This window comes from Pseudomonas sp. GL-R-26, assembly GCF_019947365.1.
GTDB lineage: Bacteria > Pseudomonadota > Gammaproteobacteria > Pseudomonadales > Pseudomonadaceae > Aquipseudomonas.
On sequence record NZ_JAGYGI010000017.1, the window covers coordinates 32015 to 47934 of the forward strand.

At 62.0% G+C, this 15920-nt stretch carries 6 protein-coding genes; 4 read left to right on the forward strand and 2 right to left on the reverse strand.

All coding sequences use genetic code 11. The annotated features are described in order from the left end of the window. Positions 1 to 61: 61 nt before the first annotated feature. Positions 62 to 2188, reverse strand: a complete 2127-nt coding sequence (recQ, locus tag KGA96_RS18485; protein ID WP_046037754.1) for a DNA helicase RecQ — start codon at positions 2186 to 2188, stop codon at positions 62 to 64. 385 nt (positions 2189 to 2573) lie between these two features. Between recQ and KGA96_RS18490 the strand changes: the two genes are divergently transcribed. The 4 genes from KGA96_RS18490 (at position 2574) to lapD (ending at position 6339) form a co-directional block, all read left to right on the forward strand. Further along, complete coding sequence (locus KGA96_RS18490) at positions 2574 to 3161, forward strand: YecA family protein (protein WP_046037755.1); 588 nt, start codon at positions 2574 to 2576, stop codon at positions 3159 to 3161. A 10-nt stretch (positions 3162 to 3171) separates the two neighbouring features. Continuing rightward, positions 3172 to 3567, forward strand: coding sequence for a YbaN family protein (locus KGA96_RS18495; RefSeq protein ID WP_046037756.1), 396 nt, complete (start codon positions 3172 to 3174; stop codon positions 3565 to 3567). Between the two features lie 101 nt (positions 3568 to 3668). Then, entirely contained in the window at positions 3669 to 4376 is a 708-nt protein-coding gene (gene lapG / locus KGA96_RS18500) for a cysteine protease LapG (protein WP_046037757.1), read from the forward strand. A gap of 22 nt (positions 4377 to 4398) precedes the next feature. Beyond that, positions 4399 to 6339 (forward strand): cyclic di-GMP receptor LapD, encoded by a 1941-nt coding sequence (gene lapD, locus KGA96_RS18505; RefSeq protein WP_223514183.1) that lies wholly within the window; start codon positions 4399 to 4401, stop codon positions 6337 to 6339. 109 nt (positions 6340 to 6448) lie between these two features. On the opposite strand, the gene KGA96_RS18510 is transcribed toward lapD, so the two are convergent. Beyond that, positions 6449 to 15853, reverse strand: a complete 9405-nt coding sequence (locus KGA96_RS18510; RefSeq protein WP_317850350.1) for a retention module-containing protein — start codon at positions 15851 to 15853, stop codon at positions 6449 to 6451. Positions 15854 to 15920: the final 67 nt, after the last annotated feature.

Consider the following 15920-nt stretch of genomic DNA (forward strand, 5'->3'; position numbering starts at 1 on the left):
AGCCTCGACTTGAGGCAAGGCTTGATCTGTAGTGAATCGTTACATCAGCACTACAGATGTCTCAAATCTCGAATTCCGACTGCAACGCCGCCCGAACGCAGTACAACACCCCTTCCGGCACCCTGCCTTCAAACAGTGCGGCGATCTCGGAAGCCGGCGGCAACTCGCCTTCGCCGTCGAGGAAGGCGTCCTGGACTTCACCCATCAGGTCTTCGGGTAGATCCAGCGCCTGTTCCAACGACAACTGCTGCTTGCCAATCGCTTCGGCCAGCATGGTGTAGACGTTCTTTTCAGAGCACTGCAACTGACCGGCGATCTGCACCGGCGTCATCCCGGCCCGTGCCAGAGTGATCAGCTCGTGACGCACGTCGGCCACCGGTTTCGGCGCCTCGACCTGGCCGCCGAGCACTTCGAGGAAAGCCTCGCCGTAGCGCTCCAGCTTGCGCGCGCCGACACCGCTGACCGTGGCCATTTCCGCCAGCGAGGTCGGCTGGCTGCGCAGCATCTCCAGCAAGGTCGAATCGGGGAAGATGACGTACGGCGGCACGCCATGTTCTTCGGCGAGCTTGCGACGCAGGGCGCGCAAGGCTTCCCATTGTTCGCGCTCCTCGCCACGGACCAGCTGGCTCGCCTGGCTCTTGCTGCTTTTCGCCACGGTTTGCGCCTTGAGATCGCGGCGCAACTCCAGGGTCACTTCGCCCTTGAGCAGCGGCCGGCAACTGTCGCTCAGGCGCAGGCCGCCGTAGCCTTCAAGGTCGATGTCCGCCAGACCACGGGCCACCAGTTGACGGAACAACGAGCGCCATTCGCCCTCCGCCATCGTCTTGCCAACACCATACACCGACAGGTGTTGATGGCCGAAGCTGCGGACTTTTTCGTTGTCCTTGCCCAACAATACATCCACCAGGTGCCCGACGCCGTAGCGCTGACCGGTGCGGTAGATCGCCGACAGTGCCTGACGCGCCGGTTCAGTGGCATCCCAGGTCTGCACGCCGTCGACGCAGTTGTCGCAATGACCGCAGGGCTCGGGCATATCTTCGTCGAAGTAGGCCAGCAGCGTTTGCCGACGGCAGCGGGTTTCTTCACAGAGCGAGAGCATGGCGTCGAGCTTGTGCTGCTCCAGACGCTTGTGGCGCTCGTCACCTTCGGAGTTCTGCAGCATCTGCTTGAGCATCACCACGTCTTGCAGGCCGTAGGCCATCCAGGCATCCGCCGGCAGGCCGTCACGGCCGCCGCGACCGGTTTCCTGGTAATAGGCCTCAAGGGATTTCGGCAAGTCGAGATGCGCGACGAAACGCACGTTGGGCTTGTCGATGCCCATGCCGAACGCCACGGTGGCGACCATGATCAGGCCTTCCTCATTGAGGAAGCGTTTCTGATGGTAGGCCCGCAAATCATTGGGCAGGCCGGCGTGGTACGGCAGCGCCGGGAAGCCTTGCTCGCTGAGGAACGCGGCGACTTCCTCGACTTTCTTGCGCGACAGGCAATACACGATGCCCGCATCGCTACGGCGCTCGGCGAGGAACGCCAGCAACTGCTTGCGCGGCTGTTCCTTGGGCACGATGCGATAAAAGATGTTCGGCCGGTCGAAGCTCGACAGGAAGCGCTCGGCGTCTTGCAAGTGCAGACGGGTGACGATTTCTTCCCGGGTGCGCTTGTCGGCCGTGGCGGTCAGGGCGATGCGTGGCACGTCGGGGAACATTTCCGCCAACTGGCCCAGTTGCAGGTATTCCGGGCGGAAATCGTGGCCCCATTGCGATACGCAGTGTGCTTCGTCGATGGCGAACAGGGCGATGTCCAGCCCCTGCAGGAAGGACAGCATGCGTGGCTGGACCAAGCGTTCCGGCGCCAGATAGAGCATCTTCACTTCACCGCGGCGGATGCGGACGGCGAGGTCGCGCTGTTGCTCGGCGCTGAGGGTGGAGTTCAACGCGGCGGCTGCCACACCCAGCTCTTCGAGGGTGGCGACCTGATCGTCCATCAGCGCGATCAGCGGTGAGACCACAACGGCCAGGCCTTCGCGCAACAGCGCCGGGACCTGGAAGCACAGGGACTTGCCGCCACCGGTAGGCATCAGGACCAGGGCATCGCCACCATTGGCCACGCGCTCAATGATTGCACCCTGGCGGCCACGGAAACTGTCGTAGCCGAAGATGTCCTTGAGGACGCGTTGAGCCTGTTCGAGCATAGAAACTCCAAAAATCACCGAAACATCCCTGCAAGGCTGGTTCAGAACCCGCGACGCTGCACCGATAAATCGTAAGTGCGCATTGCATGACGCTTTACATTTCAGCCGTAACGCCAGCAGGGCATCACAAAACGCGCGAGTATACCCGAGCCCCGTCCGGCAAAGGGCACCGCTGATAAGACTCCGCCCATGCAATGCCAAACTGTGGGAGCGAGCCTGCTCGCGAAGAGGCCATTACAGTCAACATTGATTTCGCCTGAACCACCGCTATCGCGAGCAGGCTCGCTCCTACAGGGAATACGGTGCAAATATGCCGTGCGGCTGGCCCAAGCGCTCAAGAAGGCCTAGAATTCCCGCATCGAACATTCCCCAAGGTAGTCCTTTAATGTCCTTCGCTGAGCAACTAACCCGCCTGCAAGTCTTCCTCGACGCTGATGAACTGCATGACGAGGCGCTGGACTACGTGGCCGCCCACGGCTACCTCACCGCGCTGTCGATCTGTTCCGAAGTCGTTCCTGATCGTGAGTGGATCGATGCCCTCTTCGCCGAGGAGCCGCACTACAGCAGTGAAGCCCAGCGCGAAGAGATCGAAGCCACCCTGCTCGGCCTCAAGGCCCACATCGCTCGCCAGCTGGCCTCCGATGAAGAGTTCGAACTGCCATGCGACCTGGACCTGGGCGATGACCCGGATGACTCCGACCTGCGCGGCTGGTGCATCGGCTTCATGGAAGGCGTATTCCTGCGCGAAGCGGCCTGGTTCGAAAGCGCCGAAGAAGAAGTCAGCGAAATGCTGTTGCCGATCATGGTCGGTTCGGGCCTGTTCGACGAGCAGCCGGAGTTCGAAGACATCGCCAAGGATGCCAACCTGATGGACGACATGATCGTTCAAATCCCGGAAGCCCTGACCGCGCTGTACCTGCTGTGCAACGCGCCAGACGAAAAACCGGCGATTCTCAAGCCTCGCCACCACTAAGGTTCTGCCTATGGACAACCCCATAGGCAACCGCCCCCTGATGTTGCGCTACGTGCTGCTGGCCATCGGCTGGCTGAGCGTGGCGCTGGGGGTGATCGGGATTTTCCTGCCGGTATTGCCCACCACGCCCTTCCTGCTACTGGCGGCCGCCTGCTTCGCCCGCAGTTCGCCGCGCTTTTATCAATGGCTGGTCGAGCATCCACGGCTTGGCCCGTGGATTCGAGACTACCTCGATGGCAACGGCATTCCACTCAGGGGCAAGGTCTACGCCATTGGCCTGATGTGGGCGAGCATCCTGCTCTCCTGCTACCTGGTGCCGCTGGTTTGGGCACGGTGCTTCATGCTGACCAGTGCGGTACTCGTGACGATCTACATCCTCAAGCAGAAAACCCTGCGCAAATCCTGAAGTCTACATTGGCCATTTGTGGCGAGTTCCGTCCGACGACCTGCCCTACCCCTGCAAAAACTCCACCTAAACTTCACCCATCTACACTCGAGCAGCCAGACATGGCCCGCAGTCTGCGTAGTCCAGGATGGCCAACGCTCCGACTTCGGCTCGGCGGCTGGTTACTGCTGGCTGGTTTGCTACTGACTCTATTCAACGGGGTCCGGGCCGATTGGGATTTTGCGCAGATTCTGCTAACCGTTGAAAAACGCTACGGCCCGCTCGGACCGGCGCGTGGCCGGATCGAGGCGTGGAGTCAAATGCTGCAAAGTGCACGCGGCGCGCCCGAAAGCGATCAGCTCAACGCGGTGAACCGTTTCTTCGATCAGCAGCTGAACTTCCAGGACGACACGCGCATCTGGCAACAGACCGATTACTGGGCCACGCCCGTTGAAGCCCTGATCAAGGGCGCCGCCGATTGCGAGGACTACGCGCTGGCGAAGTATTTCAGCCTGCGCCGACTCGGTATTCCCAGCGAAAAACTGCGCATCACCTACGTAAAGGCCCTGAGCCAGAACCAGGCCCACATGGTGCTGACGTTCTACAGCACCCCCACGAGCGACCCACTGGTGCTGGACAACCTGATCGGCGATATCCGCCCCGCCTCCCAACGCAAAGACTTGCTACCGGTGTACGCCTTCAACGCCGAAGGCCTGTACCTGCCGGGCAAGAACGGCGGCCAGCGCAGCAGCGACTCGAAAAAGCTGTCGCGCTGGCAGGAGGTGTTGAAAAAGATGCAGGCCGAAGGGTTCGACGTCGGCGACGGCTAACCGCCTTTGCAAGGAGCGATGCATGACACTGCGTAAACAGTTGTTCCTAGCCATCTGCCTGTTCCTGCTGGTGGCGTTCAGCGGCAGTTTTTTTGCCAGTCTGGAAAGCTCCCGCGAACAAACACTCAGCCAACTGCGCGCCCACGCCCAGGACGCGGCCACCGCGCTGGGGCTGTCGCTGACGGCACAGGTCGATGACCCGGCAATGATGGAGCTGATGGTCAGTTCGATTTTCGACAGCGGCTATTTCAGCAGCATCCGCGTCATCAGGCTCAAGGATCAGCAAACCCTGGTGGAGCGCACTACACCGACGAAAATCGACGGTGTGCCTGACTGGTTCGTCAACCTGGTCGACCTGCGCCCGGAGGGTGGCGATGCCCTGATCATGCGCGGCTGGGAACAACTGGCACGGGTCGAAGTGCTGAGCAATCCGCAATTCGCCCTGGCCAAGCTCTGGGACAGCACCCTCGGTAGCCTGATCTGGTTGCTGTTGTGCGGGCTGTTCAGCGCCGTCATTGGAGGATGGATGCTGCGCCGGCAATTTCGCCCCCTCGACAGCATGGTCCGGCAGGCCGAGGCCATCAGCAAACGCGAGTTTCTCAGCCTGCCGAAACTGCCGCGCACACCTGAACTGAAACGGGTGGTGCTGGCGATGAACCAGATGGTCGAGAAGCTCAAGGCACTGTTCGTCGAGGAGGCTGCGCGCAGCGAAAAACTGCGGGCCGAATCCTATCTGGACAGCCTCACCGGCCTGGCCAACCGGCGCCTGCTCGACGAGCAACTGGCCGACCATTTACGCGTTTGCGAACAGAGCCGCGATGGTCATTTGCTGATGTTGCGAATCAACGACCTCAATGGCCTCAACCAGCGCCTGGGTGGCCAACGGACCGACACGCTGATCACTGCCGTCGGCGAATTGCTCAAGCGCCTGACTCAATTGCCGGAGCGTCGAACCTGGCTGGCGGCGCGTAATCGTGGCGGCGAATTCAGCCTGCTGACACCGGGCCTGGACGCTGAAAGTGCCGCGCGCCTGGCCGCCGATATCAGCGTCAGCCTGGAGAACCTGCGCCTGACCGGTGCCAGCGATTGCATGCCGGTCGCCCATCTGGGCGTTGTCGCCTACCGCCCCGGTGAGCCGATCAGCACCGTTCTCCTGCGCCTTGATCAGGCGCTGACGGAGTCCCGGCAGCATCCCGAACGCCCTTGGGTTCATTTGAGCCATCGTGACACGGCACCGAATCATTCCCAGCACGACTGGCGCACCTGGATCGACGATGCCTTGACCGAAGGCAAAATGCAGCTGTACTTCCAGCCCGTCGTGCAATGCGCCGACACCCGCCAGGTGCTGCATCACAAAGTGCTCGCACGCCTGCTCGACCCGCAGGGCGAGGCGATTGCCGCCGGGCATTTCCTGCCGTGGATCGAGCGTCTCGGCTGGTCCGGACGGTTCGACCTGGCAATGCTCGAAGCCACGCTGGACGACCTGGTGGTCAACCGCAGGCCCCTGGCGTTAAGTCTGTCCGGGAGCACCCTGCGCGACCCAGTGCAATGGCGAACAATCCTCGACCTGCTCGACTCCCTTCCCGAACTGGCGCCGCTGTTGACCCTGGAAATCGACGAGCGCCAGTTGCCATCCCCCGAAGTGCTACAGAACCTTTGCAGCACATTGCTCAAGACCGGTTATCGAATCGGCCTGCAACACTTTGGCGGGCGCTTCAGCCAGATCGGCAACCTGACCCAATTGGGCCTGGCGTACCTGAAAATCGATGGAGCCTACATTCGCAACATCGACGAGCAGCCTGACAAGCGAATGTTCATCGACGCGATCTTTCGCGCGACCCACAGCATTGATTTGCCGCTGATTGCCGAGATGGTCGAGACACGCGGGGAACTGGAAGCGATCAGGGAGTTGTGTGTATTCGGGGCCATGGGGCGGTTGATCGGGGCGCCAGAGCCGATGTGATGATGGGTACATCGAGGTACTGTAACCATTGACCGGACATCGACCTTTGTCCCGGGCAATAAAACCCGCTCCCTTCCCAGGGTGGCGGGTTTTTTTAGCGGGTTTCAGGTCACACGGTGTCCACCTTCAACGAATGATCGTTGAGCATGCCGTTGATGATGGTCGCCGTGTCATGCCCGCCTGCGATCACCCCTCCCGCCCCTGGCGTTACACCGTAGTGGCTGGCCAGGTCGACGCCGGCCAGGTCGATGGTCTGGTTCGGCGCGGCGCCGGCCATGGCGCTGACGTCGATGCTGGTCACTGTCGACGGCCCGCTGCCGGTGACGGTGAAGTGCAGATAGTCATCCAGCGAAGCCGTGGTGCCGTTTTCCCCTTGCAGCAGTTGCGACAGGTCAAGCTTGTCGGTTCCGGGCGTGAAGTCGGTGATCACGTCATGGCCACTGTTGCCCTTGAGCCACTGGAAGGTATCCGCCCCCGTCCCGCCAGTCAGGGTGTTGTTGCCCAGGCCACCGATCAGCAAGTCATCGCCGTCCCCGCCCCTGAGGATGTCGTTGCCAAGGCCGCCATTGATCACGTTGTTGGTGGCGTCTCCGGTCAGAGTGTCGTTGAAGTTCGAGCCGATGAGGTTTTCGATACCGGTCAGGGTGTCAGTGCCGGCACCGAAAGTGTTTTGCCCACCCAGCAGGCTGAGGTCGACCGTCACCCCGGCGGTGGCGTGGGCATAGCTTGCCGTGTCGATGCCCGTACCGCCATCGAGGATGTCGGTGCCCGGGCCGCTGAAGAGCAGATCATTGCCGGCACCGCCATGCAGCTCGTTGTTGCCGGAACCGGCAGTGAGCACATCGTTGCCGTCGCCGGCATTGATGATGTTGTTGCCCGTGCCCGCCACCAGTATGTCATCCCCGCTGGTGCCGGTGAGGGTGTGACCGTCCTGATAGCTGATGGTCAGGTTGGCCGAGTCGCTGCCGCCGTGGTTGTCGTTGACGGTGTAGGTGCCGTGGTAGTCCGTGGTGACTTCGTGTGCTCCGGCGTAATTGACGGTCATGGTCAGGTCGTAGTTTTCTGCCCCATTCTTATTGCCACCACTGGTGTTGGCGATGTTGGTCACGTGGATCTGGTAGGTGCCATCCGCGCCTGCAGTGATGGTGCCACCATCGGCGATGCTTAGGAACGCCCCACCATTGAGCGAATACTCCATCGTGATGTGCCCGGCACCCAGGTTGTGGTCGAGGTTGAGCGTCTCACCCTGTTTTAGTTTGACCGTGATGAGGTCTTCATCGTTGGCATTGGAGTTGGTCACCCCGTCGAGATAGCCACTGACCACCAACAGCGCCGTCATGGTCGCCGCGTTGGCCGCAAAGGAATTGCGCACGTTGGCCAGACTCTGGTTGGCAGCGATGTTGTCGGTGCCGGCGAAGCCGATCGTGCCGCTACCGGTGAAGTCCGCGCCTTTCGCTGCCCAGCCGGTGTTGAAGGTGGTCGGCGTCGCGTTGAGCGTATCCCCGTTGGGGTCGGTGTCGTTGGCCAGCAACAGCTCGCCCGGCACCACGATGTTGCTCGACAGATCGTTAGTGATGACGTGGTCGTCCGCCGCCACCGGAGGCGCGTTGGGGATCACTTTCACGGTCAGCATCGAGCTGGCGAGGTCGCCATCGTTGTCGCTGACGGTGAAGCCGATGTTCTCGGTGATCACCACCGCAGTGGTTTTCTGCGAGGTGTAGTTGTAATCGCCAGTGTCGAGGTTGATCACCAATGTGCCGCCGTTGTTGGTGGCGATGCTCACCGTGTTGTTCACGGTGTCGAAGGTGCCGTGGTTGGTGCCGCCGCTTGGCGTCAACGAACCCTGGCCGCTGAGGGCTTTTGGATCGTAAGTGTAGGTGGTGCCGTCGACCACGATGGATTTGATGAAACCGCCATCAGCGCCGAACGAGCCGCCCTCACCCAGCAACGAACCGGTGACCGGTGCGCCGACCACGGTGCCAGACAGCACCGAGTTGAGTTGGTTGAGGTCGGTGACCACCACCGCATTGGTGTTGGTGTGGCTGATGCCGTCGTAGGCCAGCGGATCGAGGTTGGCGTTGCTCACGCCGCTGCCCAGGCCGATCGCATAGTTCTTGATGTTGTTGGCATCGAGGAAGGCTTTCAGCGCGGTTTCGTCGGTGGTGCCGATTTCCTGACCGGTGGTGGGCTTGCCGTCGGAGAAGAAGTAGCCGACGTTTTGCGCACCGGTCAGTTTGCCCGAGGTGTTGAACGCAGTCTGCATGGTCGCCACAGCCGCGTCGTAGTTGGTGCCACCGTTCGCGGTGAGGCCGGCCAGCAGTGTCTTCGCGGTCGCGACATCGACCCACACCGAAGTCCTGTCGGTGGCGCTGCTGCTGAAGGTGACGAGCTGCACTTTCACATCGCCCAGGTCGTCGTATTTATCCAGCAACGCACTGATGGCCTGCTTGGCCAGATCCAGCCGCGACAGCCCCGACACACCGGAAGCGTCGACCATGCTGCCGGAGACGTCGAGCACGATCAGCAGGTTGGAATCGATCTCCACCGCCGCCACCGAGCGATCCGTTGCCACCGCCTTGGGCACGTCATCGACAATGTTGATCACGATGGTGCTGGTGCTGCTGTTGCCCAGTGCATCGGTGGCTTTGTAGGTGAAGCTTTCGCTCAGGCTGTTCGGCCCGTCGTTGGCGTTCGGCGAGGTTTTCGGTGCCGAGGTCAGGGTGTAGGTGTAGCTGCCGTCGGGGTTGATCAGGATCTGTCCGTAGGTGCCGGAGGCGCTGCCGACCAGGGTGTAGCTGAGCGCGCCGCTGGCACCCGAGACCGAACCGACCAAGGTCCCGGACGCGGTTTCGCCCGTGTTGTCCGGGTCGCTGCCGGTGACGGTACCGGCGGCCAGGTCCTGCCCGTCCTTGCTCAGGTCGAGGGCTTTTTCGTAGACCGTCACGTCGCTATCGGGGTTGGCCTTGATGATGCTGTTGGCGACGTCGATGGTGATGGTGGTGGTGCTTTCATCGCCATCGGAATCACGCACGGTGTAGGTGAACGTGTCAGTGGCGCCCGGATCGCCGACGGAATTCTGGTTGCTGTGATACACCGCGTTGCCGTTGGCATCGAGGGTCAGGTAGCCATAGGTACCGTTGATCTGGTTGCCCAGCCCACCAATGGCCGAGGTCAAGGTGTTGCCGCCGGCACGCACGCCGACCACTGTCGCCGGACCATCGGCGCCGCTGACGTCGTTGCCCAGCACACTGATGTTGACCGTGCCGCCCTCCACTACCGACGACGAGTCTGGTTTGGCGCTTGGCAGGTCGTCGACGATCTTGACGTTGATCTGCCCGGTATCGCTGTCGCCATCGGTGTCGGTGGCTACGACGTTGATGTTCTCGATGAGGTTGTTGGTGCCGTTGGCCGTGGGATGGGCTTCGTTATCGTTCAGGGTGTAGCTGTAGCTGATCACGCCCTGGCTGAAACCGGTGATGGTCAGGGTGCTGCCCAGTGGCGTGACGGCGGTTTGCGGGAAACCGACTGCAACACCACCGCTGACCACCGTGATGCCGCCAACGGTCAGGGTCTGCAGGCCATCGAGGGCGGACACGGTGAAGGTGCCGCTCTGGGTCAGGGCCGGCGTGTCGGGGCTGGTGCCGTCGCTGAGATTTTTCTCGTAGACCGTCAACTCACCGCCATACACGTCGAGGCCGTTGAGGGTGACCTTATCGTCGTTGTTGTAGACGTTCAGCACCAGTTTGGCGGTGCTGATGTCACCGTCGGCGTCCGTGAGGGTGTAGGTGAAGGTTTCGGTATCGCTGCCACCGCCATGCAGGTTTTTGAAGTCCGCATTATCGGGATCCAGCGTGTAGGTGTAGGTGCCGTTGGCATTGAGTACCAGGGTGCCATAGGTACCGGTGAAGGTGCCTGGGGTGACCGGGCCGGCATCCGGGCCGGTGGCGACTTTATCCGCGCCGATCACGTCGTTGCCGAACACATCGCCGCTGAGGCTTAAAGCTGTCTCCGAAGCGGTGCCGACGTTGCTGTCGTTCATCGCTTTAGGCACGTCATCGACAATGTTCACCACGATGGTACTGGTGACGATGTTGCCCAGCGAATCGGTGGCCTGGTAGTTGAAGGTTTCGTGCATCACGTTCGGGCCGTCATTGGCGTGCGGCGTGGTGCTCGGTGGCGTCGTCAGGGTGTAGGTGTAGGTGCCGTTGGCGTTGAGCTGAATCTGCCCGTATGCCCCGACATCGCTGCCGACCAGAGCGTAGGTGATCGCGCCGACGGCATGGGTGACCGAGCCCACCAGCGTGCCGGAAGCGGTTTCACCAGTGTTGGTCGGATCGCTGCCGGTGACCGTACCGGCCACCAGGTCCTGGCCGTCCTGGCTCAGATCGAGGGCTTTTTCCAAAACCGTGACATCGTTGTCGCTAACAGCTTTCAGGCAACTGTTGTAGACGTCGATGGTGATGGTGGTGGTGCTTTCGTCACCATCGGAGTCGCGCACCGTGTAGGTGAACACATCCACCGCGCCGGGGCCGCTTACTGCGTTAGGCGTGCTGTGATAAACGGCGTTGCCGTTGGCATCGAGGGTCAGGTAACCGTAGGTGCCGGCAATGTGGTCACCGAGCCCGCCGATGGCCGAGGTTGATGTGTCGCTACCGGCACGCACACCGACCACCGCCCCAGTGACAGCCGGACCATCAGCCCCGCCGATGTCGTTGTCCAGCACATTGCCGCTGACCGTGCCGCCCTCCTGCACCGAATCCGCGTCGAGATTGGCGCTTGGCAAGTCATCGATGATGTTGACGTTGATCTGCGCGGTCGCACTGTCGCCATCGCTGTCGGTGGCTACGACGTTGATGTTCTCGGCCAGGCTGTTGGCGCCATCGGCAGTCGGATGGGCTTCGTTGTTGTTGAGGGTGTAGCTGTAGCTGATCACGCCCTGGCTGAAACCGGTGATGGTCAGGGTGCTGCCCAGTGGCGTGACGGTGGTTTGCGGGAAGTCGACGGCCACGCCACCGCTGACCACCGTGATGCCGCCCACGGTCAGGGTTTGCAGGCCATCGAGGGCGGTCACGGTGAAGGTACCGCTCTGGGTCAGCTCCGGTGTATCCGGGCTGGTGCCATCGCTGAGATTTTTCTCGTAGACCGTCAGCTCACCGCCATACACGTCAAGGCCGTTGAGGACCACTGGGGCGTCGTTGTTGTGGATCTCCAGCACCAGATTGGCGGTGCTGCTGTCGCCGTCGGAATCGGTGAGGGTGTAGGTGAAGGTTTCGGTGCCATTGCCACCGCCGTGCAGCGCCTTGAAATCGTCATCGCTGGTGTTGAGGGTGTAGGTGTAAGTGCCGTTGGCATTCAACACCAGGGTGCCGTAGGTGCCGGTGAAGGTGCCGGGGGTGATCGGGCCGGCGTTTTCACCAACAGTTACGCGGTCGGCGCCTTGCACATCGTTGGTCAGTACGTTGCCGTTCAACGTCAGTAGGGTTTCCGAGGCCGTTGAAGCATTGCTGTCGTACACGCCCTTTGGCAGATCGTCGACGATGTTGACGTCGAGGCTGCCCGTGGCAGTGGTGCCGTTGTCGTCGACCACGTTCACGGCGAACTGTTCAGGCAGGGTGTTGGTGCCGTTGGCGGTCGGGTGGGCTTCGTTGTCGTTCAGGGTGTAGCTGTAACTCACCACGCCGGTCACCGCGTTGAACCCGGTGATGGTCAGGGTGCTGCCCAATGGGGTGCTGATCGATTGCGGGAAGCCCGACGCCACGCCAGCAGTGACCACGGCGATGCCGCCGACGGTCAGGGTCGTTACGCCGTCGAGGGCGGCGACGGTGAAGGTGCCGTTCTGGGTCAGGGCTGGTGTATCCGGTGCGCTGCCGTCGCTGAGGTTTTTCTCGAAGACGGTGAGCTCACCACCGGTGACGCTCAGGCCATCGATGGTGACGGGATCATCGTTGTTGTGGATCTGCAACACCAGGTTCGCGGTGCTGCTGTCGCCGTCAGAATCGGTGAGGGTGTAGGTGAAGGTTTCGGTGCCATTGCCACCGCCGTGCAACGCCTTGAAGTCCGCATCGCTGGTGTTCAGCGTGTAGGTGTAGGTGCCGTTGGCATTCAACACCAAAGTGCCGTAGGTGCCGGTAAAGGTGCCGGGGGTGATCGGGCCGGCGTTTTCGCCGAGCGTCACGCGGTCGGCGCCTTGCACGTCGTTGGTCAGTACGTTGCCGTTCAACGTCAGCAGGGTTTCCGAGGCCGTTGAAGCATTGCTGTCGTACACGCCTTTTGGCAGGTCGTCGACGATGTTCACGTCGAGGCTGCCCGTGGCAGTGGTGCCGTTGTCGTCGACCACGTTCACGGCGAACTGTTCAGGCAGGGTGTTGGCGCCGCTGGCATTGGGGTGGGCTTCGTTATCGTTGAGGGTGTAGCTGTAACTCACCACGCCGGTCGCCGCGTTGAACCCGGTGATGGTCAGAGTGCTGCCCAATGGGGTGCTGATCGATTGCGGGAAGCCCGCCGCCACACCAGCGGTGACCACGGCGATGCCGCCGACGGTCAGGGTCGTTACGCCGTCGAGGGCGGCGACGGTGAAGGTGCCGTTCTGGGTCAGGGCTGGTGCATCTGGGTTGCTGCCGTCACTGAGGTTTTTCTCGAAGACAGTCAACTCGCCACCGGTGACGCTCAGGCCATCGATGGTGACGGGATCATCGTTGTTGTGGATCTGCAGCACCAGGTTCGCGGTGCTGCTGTCGCCGTCCGAATCGGTGAGGGTGTAGGTGAAGGTTTCGGTACCGTCGCCACCGCCGTGCAGGGCTTTGAAGTCGGCATCGCTGGTGCTCAGCGTGTAGGTGTACGTGCCGTTGGCATTGAGCACCAGGGTGCCATAGGTGCCGGTGAAGGTGCCGGGGGTGACCGGGCCGGCGTTTTCACCAACAGTTACGCGGTCGGCGCCTTGCACATCGTTGGTCAGTACGTTGCCGTTCAACGTCAGCAGGGTTTCCGAAGCGGTACTGGCGTTGCTGTCGTCCACGGCGTTGGGCAGGTCGTCGACGATGTTCACGTCGAGGCTGCCCGTGGCAGTGGTGCCGTTGTCGTCGACCACGGTCACGGCGAACTGTTCAGGCAGGGTGTTGGTGCCGTTGGCGGTCGGGTGGGCTTCGTTATCGTTCAGGGTGTAGCTGTAGCTCACCACACCGGTCGCCGCGTTGAACCCGGTGATGGTCAGCGTGCTGCCCAACGGGGTGGTGATCGATTGCGGGAAGCCCGCCGCCACGCCAGCAGTGACCACGGCGATGCCGCCGACGGTCAGGGTCGTGACGCCGTCCAGCGCGGCCACAGTGAAGGTGCCGTTCTGGGTCAGCGCGGTGGAGTCCGGCGCGCTGCCGTCGCTGAGGTTTTTCTCGAAGACGGTCAACTCGCCGCCCCCAGTATTCAAACCGCCAATCGTGATCGGGTCATCGTTGTTGTGGATTTGCAGTACCAGGTTCGCGGTGCTGCTATCGCCGTCGGAATCGGTGAGGGTGTAGGTGAAGGTTTCGGTGCCGTCACCGCCGCCATGCAATGCCTTGAAATCGGCATCGCTGGTGTTGAGGGTGTAGGTGTAGGTGCCGTTGGCATTCAACACCAAAGTGCCGTAGGTGCCGGTGAAGGTGCCGGGGGTGATCGGGCCGCTGTTTTCACCGAGCGGCACCCGATCGGCACCTTGCACGTCGTTGCTCAGCACGTTGCCGTTCAGCGTCAGCAGGGTTTCCGAAGCGGTACTGGCGTTGCTGTCGCCCACGGCGTTGGGCAGGTCGTCGACGATGTTGACGTCCAGTGAACCGGTCGCGGTGGTGCCGTTGTCGTCGACCACGGTCACGGCGAACTGTTCAGGCAGGGTGTTGGCGCCGCTGGCATTGGGGTGGGCTTCGTTATCGTTCAGGGTGTAGCTGTAGCTCACCACGCCGGTCGCCGCGTTGAACCCGGTGATGGTCAGCGTGCTGCCCAACGGGGTGGTGATCGATTGCGGAAAACCCGCCGCCACGCCAGCAGTGACCACGGCAATGCCGCCCACGGTCAGGGTCGTGACGCCGTCGAGGGCGGCGACGGTGAAGGTGCCGTTCTGGGTCAGCGCGGTGGCATCCGGTGCGCTGCCGTCGCTGAGGTTTTTCTCGAAGACGGTCAACTCGCCGCCCCCAGTATTCAAACCGCCAATCGTGATCGGGTCATCGTTGTTGTGGATCTGCAGCACCAGGTTCGCGGTGCTGCTGTCGCCGTCCGAATCGGTGAGGGTGTAGGTGAAGGTTTCGGTGCCGTCGCCGCCACCGTGCAATGCCTTGAAATCCGCATCGCTGGTGTTGAGGGTGTAGGTGTAGGTGCCGTTGGCATTCAGCACCAGGGTGCCGTAGGTGCCGGTGAAGGTGCCGGGGGTGATCGGGCCGCTGTTTTCACCGAGCGGCACCCGGTCCGCGCCTTGCACATCGTTGGTCAGCACATTGCCGTTGAGGGTCAGCAGGGTTTCCGAGGCGATGCCATTGTTGTCATCGACTGCTTTCGGTACGTCGTCGATGATGCTGATATCCAGCGTACCGGTAGTGCTGTCGCCATTGCTGTCAATGGCCACCACGGTGACGTGTTCGACAAGACTGTTGGTACCCTCGCCGCTCGCTTGGGATTCGGCACGGTTGAGGGTGTAGCTGTAACTGACCACGCCCGTGGCCGGGTTGTAACTGGTGACGGTCAGCGTGCTGCCCAGCGGGGAGGTGATCGTCTGCGGGAAACCTGCCGCCACGCCGCCGCTGATCAAGTTGATTGCGCCGATGCTGAGACTGGTCAGCCCGTCTGGCGCGTTGATGGTGAAGGTGCCGCTTCGCGTCAACGAGCCTTCGTTCCGCGCCGAACCGTCGGCCAGGTTGGCTTCATTGACGGTCCGCTCGCCGTTCTGCGCCGACAGGCCTTCGAAGGTGACCGGATTGTTCGGTACCTGCACAACCACCGGCGGAACCACAGGGGCATCGGCCGCTACAGCGTTGTCCGGATTAGCGTTCAGGCGTTCTTCGGGAAGTTCGGGAATGCCATTGAACCCGGCTGTGGGGAAGCCGATGATCGGATCGACACGCCCGCCCACTTCTTCGAGCAGGACAAAACTATGGCCGCTGCCCGCGATGCCACCCGGTACACCGGCAGTCGTGGCAGGCCCGGCAGCGGTGGCTTCAGCGGTTTGGGTCGGGTCGTCGCCCGCCGCAATGGCTTTTTGCAGCTGTTCGACATCGGTCAGTTGCGCTTCGCTCGGCGTCAGGGCTTCAGGCGAGTCCACATGGGGAATCTGATTGGCGAGCAACTGCGGTGTCATCTGCATGCTGCTGTCGCGCCCGAGGGTCAGTTCCTGGCCATTTTGCAGATGCACCGCCACCGCGCCTTCAGCGCCAGTGGTCAGTTGGTCGCCAGCGAACAGCCTGTCCCCTTCGACTAAAGCACGCCGGGTGCCGTCGCTCGCAACTGCGAACACCTGACCGATGACCTTACTGACGATTCCGATGAGCGTTGCCATGTGCACTTCCTCCGCTGCCAACCGCTGTCGGCACCTTGATTGTGCGAAGAACGTGCTCATGGCTCGA